Raw genomic sequence first — 229 nt, forward strand, 5'->3', positions numbered from 1 at the left:
GGCGACATCGTGGGCCAGCCCATGCTGGCGCACAAGGCGGTGCATGAGGCACACGTGGCGGCAGAAGTGATTGCCGGTGAACTGCAAGGCAACAAAGAGCTGGCAAGCGCCGCCTTCAACGCCCGCGTGATCCCAAGCGTGGCCTACACCGACCCTGAAGTGGCTTGGGTGGGCCTGACGGAAGACCAGGCCAAGGCCCAAGGCATCAAGGTCAAGAAGGGCCTGTTCC

1 pseudogene is annotated in these 229 nt (G+C 63.8%); it reads left to right on the top strand.

The annotated features are described in order from the left end of the window. Positions 1-229, top strand: a pseudogene (locus A612_RS00020) (dihydrolipoyl dehydrogenase); the annotation flags it as partial.

The organism is Melaminivora alkalimesophila (assembly GCF_000282995.1).
Classification (GTDB): Bacteria; Pseudomonadota; Gammaproteobacteria; order Burkholderiales; family Burkholderiaceae_C; genus Melaminivora; species Melaminivora alkalimesophila.